Raw genomic sequence first — 3,936 nt, forward strand, 5'->3', positions numbered from 1 at the left:
CCAGTTATTTTTGTTACATCCTTTGAAAACGAAGAAGAAGAGTGTTGGGAAGCCGGAGCTGTTGATTTTATTAAAAAGCCGATTGTAAAAGAAACACTATTTAGAAGGGTTCGTGCCCATATAACGTTAAAATTACAACACGACTTACTCAATCAAAAAGTATTTTTAGATGATTTAACTAAAGTATTCAATCGACGTTATTTTGATGCACATTTTTCTAAAATGGAACGAAGCGCCTTACGAGAAAAAGTTGACTATGCATTATTACTCATCGATATAGATTATTTTAAGCAATACAATGATATCTATGGTCATGTGCAGGGGGATACGGTGTTAAACCTAGTAGCACAAACTATTACTAATAGTTTGCAAAGGCCAACCGATTTTGTTGCGCGTTATGGCGGCGAAGAGTTTGTAGTTGTTCTACCGCATACAAGCACTGAAGGTGCAATTTGTGTTGCTGATAAAATTAAACAGAATGTGGCCGATTTAGGAATATTACACAAATATTCAGAATATGATTTTGTGACTATTAGTATTGGCGGTGCAACCCTACAACCATACGTAAATAACAAAAACACGTTGCAGATCGCAGATGAAAAAATGTATGAGTCTAAAATGCAAGGGCGTAACAAAGTGTGTTTTTAAGTTTAGTTAGCTAATAAATCACTCTGCCACTTAAAAACACCTTTTAGGTGATAAATATTAAATAAGATTATTTATTACATGCTATGACATTTTTTGTACTTTTTATTGCTACCGCATGGGCAGTTATCATTTCTGCCTACTTTAATATCTTCAACAGGATATATAGTGCCATCTAAATAACGCCATTGAGTGTTTTCTTTAATAAACTGCGATTTTTCATGAAGCTCACAAAATAAGTTTTGATAAAAATATTGGGCTTTAAATTCTACAGTTCCAGTATCGCCATCATGGCTTGAGTCAATTAAATCAAGATTTATAAATCGACAGCTGTTAGCAAAATCATTGATTTCTTTAACCGGATTCTCAGCTTGTTTTTCTTTTGCGTAGGTTTGATAAACATATTTTGCATTTTTAATAACATAAGCGCTGAATCGTGAGCGCATAAGTTGTTCAGGAGTGTCAGCTTGCTTTACAGATAAGTGAAGCGGCTCGCAGCAATCGGCATAATTGTGCCCACTGCTGCAAAAACATAATGTGGTATTGAGTGAAGTCATAATAATAATACAGAATCTAAAACATTAGTTTAACAAGCTTATTGAGCGAGTGGTATCTCTGTTGTTTGAGCGTTTTTAGTAAAACAGTATAGTTTTGTATTCGTTTTACTTAAATCGAACGATAGATTTGTAAGTAGTTGGTTATTAACTATATCGGTCCAGGTAATTACCGCTGCAAAGTTTCCATTATGTAACGCAGAATTTAATACATACTCTAAATTTACTAGGTGCTTCTGTCTAATAACAAGTAATTTGCTTGTATCAATAGAGCATGAGTCAAGTAAAGCTTTGCTAGGTACATGATCTGGCGCAATTAGTAACGTCCATGCATTAGAGCTATTGTATTGGTGTAATACTTTTAAAAGCTCAAAGGTCGCTGAAATTTCATCTTCAATTTGGATCAAATTTACGCAATCGCTTTGCTCGTCTTGTTGGTAACTTTTAACTGTTCTTACGGTAATAGGCTGTAACATAATTTCACTCACTGGGTTTTTATACAGTATTCATATACAGTAGTTTATACAGTGCTTTCGTGCAAGCATTTTATGCTATTTATTTGTACAGTTATTCAGCCTTTGATCATTGTTTTTTATTTTTAAATCTATAATTCTTTATTAATCAACTTGTTATAGGTTTGTTTTTGAGAAGGTATTTCAAAAATAAATTTTTGAGTAATGTTTTAATTTGTGGGTTTTATACTGAGTAGGAGTATCTTTGTAACTATATACAGTATTTTTCAACACTGTATACAGTACTTATAACTTAGTTGGTTTATGTGTCTTCACTGGTGCGAGGGATCATATGAGAAAACTGGAGTTGGTGGATTTGTTCGTACAAACTTGCTGCATAACATTGAGCATCTTTAAATCGCTTAGTTTCGATATGTTTGCGTATATCTGTAACCGCTGCAGTGGCAGGTGCGTATCCTTGGCTACTCGCTAAGCTCAACCAAGCTACAGCATGAAATACACTTTGTGGCACGCCTTCACCTTTTACAAAAAATAAACCTAAATAAAACTGTGCTCTATGGTTCCCTGCCATTGCAGCAAGGCGCATCCATTTTGCAGCCAATGGAGCTTGATTATTTTTTAAATAATATAGGGCTTTATTAATAGTACTTTGCTCATCTTTTTTATTATCAATGGGCGCGGGGCTGCTTTCTGGTTGAGTAACAAAACCTAAAATGTTGTCTAGCTGTTGCTCTAAGTCTTGCTCACAAGGTGTTGTTTTAAGCATATTGGTTCATTTATTATTTTAACTACTTTAACAGTTTAGTATATAGCAAGGTAAAATGTCCTGTAAAAGATAATTTTTATGTTAAAATCTCGTCACTTTTTACTATCACAAGTTTATTATGTTTGAAGCCTTATTTAAACTCAGCGAAAATAACTCAACAGTTAAACGCGAATGCGTTGCTGGCCTAACGACCTTTATCACTATGGTATACATTGTATTTGTAAACCCGGCTATGCTTGCTGAAGCAGGGATGGACCAAGGGGCTGCATTTGTAGCTACCTGTATAGCAGCTGCGATAGGCTGTTTTATAATGGGTTTGTGGGCTAATTATCCATTAGCATTAGCGCCTGGCATGGGACTAAATGCCTTTTTTACGTATGGCGTCGTATTAGGAATGGGTTATACCTGGCAAGCCGCATTAGGGGCTGTTTTTATGTCGGGTTGTATATTTTTATTTTTAAGCTTATTTAAAGTCAGAGAATGGATTATTAATGCCATACCTCTGGTGCTCAAGCGAGCTATCGCAACAGGTATAGGTGCTTTTTTAGCCTTAATTGCCCTTAAAAATGCAGGCATTATTGTCTCAAGCCCAGCAACATTAGTGCAATTGGGCGACATTACTTCCCCAGGCCCATTATTGGCTATATTAAGCTTTTTTGTAATTGCAGCGCTTTTATACCGCGATTTTAAAAGCGGTGTACTTATTAGTATTTTATTAGTGACTGGCATTGCACTAAGTTTAGGGCTAGTTGAATATCACGGTGTTATGGCTATGCCACCATCAATAATGCCTACTTTTATGCAACTAGATTTTGCCGCCGCTTTTGATATATCAATGATGAGTGTTATTTTTGCATTCTTGTTTGTCGATCTTTTTGATACTTCGGGTACATTAGTTGCGGTCACTCAAAAAGCTGGTTTAGCTGATGAAAAAGGTAACATGCCTCGTTTAGGGCGCGCACTAAGTGCTGACAGCTCTGCAACAATTGCAGGTGCGATGCTAGGCACGTCTACGACTACATCGTATATAGAATCGGTTGCTGGTGTTTCTGTTGGCGGACGTACTGGCTTAACGGCTGTAGTTGTAGGTATTTGCTTTTTACTAATGATGTTTTTTGCACCGCTTGCACAAATGGTACCGGCTTATGCTACGGCAGGTGCTATTTTATATGTCGCTGTACTGATGTTACAAAATTTAAAGTTTGTAAATTGGGATGATATGACCGATGCAATTCCTGTTACTGTGGTATTACTAATGACACCATTAACGTTTTCGATTGCGCACGGTATTGCACTTGGTTTTATATCTTATACGGCGGTAAAAGTATTGTGTGGTAAGCAAGATCAAATCAGTATTAGTGTTTGGATATTAACAGCCTTGTTTGTTTTCAAGTTTGCATTTTTGTCTTAATGACTAACAAATAGACAAAAAAGCCTGCATAAATTTAATTTGTGCAGGCTTTTTTAATGCTTTTATAAAAGAATTACCATTTCTTTT

At 35.7% G+C, this 3,936-nt stretch carries 5 protein-coding genes; 2 read left to right on the forward strand and 3 right to left on the reverse strand.

The window, feature by feature from the left end; genetic code table 11:
* A partial coding sequence (locus H5072_RS13625; protein ID WP_182693822.1) for a diguanylate cyclase occupies positions 1–648 on the forward strand: 648 nt, incomplete at its 5' end.
* Between the two features lie 74 nt (positions 649–722).
* Here the strand turns inward: H5072_RS13625 and H5072_RS13630 are convergent.
* From H5072_RS13630 to H5072_RS13640, 3 genes are all read right to left on the reverse strand, one after another.
* Positions 723–1,202 (reverse strand): YchJ family protein, encoded by a 480-nt coding sequence (locus tag H5072_RS13630; RefSeq protein WP_024595938.1) that lies wholly within the window; start codon positions 1,200–1,202, stop codon positions 723–725.
* 38 nt (positions 1,203–1,240) lie between these two features.
* Positions 1,241–1,675, reverse strand: a complete 435-nt coding sequence (locus tag H5072_RS13635; protein ID WP_002961428.1) for a SulA-like leucine-rich domain-containing protein — start codon at positions 1,673–1,675, stop codon at positions 1,241–1,243.
* Between the two features lie 298 nt (positions 1,676–1,973).
* Positions 1,974–2,438, reverse strand: coding sequence for a tetratricopeptide repeat protein (locus H5072_RS13640; RefSeq protein ID WP_182693823.1), 465 nt, complete (start codon positions 2,436–2,438; stop codon positions 1,974–1,976).
* Between the two features lie 118 nt (positions 2,439–2,556).
* On the opposite strand from H5072_RS13640, the gene H5072_RS13645 reads away from it, so the two are divergent.
* The gene (locus H5072_RS13645; protein ID WP_002961426.1) at positions 2,557–3,849 is read left to right on the forward strand and encodes an NCS2 family permease; all 1,293 of its coding nucleotides are present in this window, start codon (positions 2,557–2,559) and stop codon (positions 3,847–3,849) included.
* Positions 3,850–3,936 lie beyond the last annotated feature (87 nt).

The sequence above is a fragment of the Pseudoalteromonas sp. SR45-5 genome, assembly GCF_014163565.1.
Taxonomy (GTDB): Bacteria; Pseudomonadota; Gammaproteobacteria; order Enterobacterales; family Alteromonadaceae; genus Pseudoalteromonas; species Pseudoalteromonas distincta.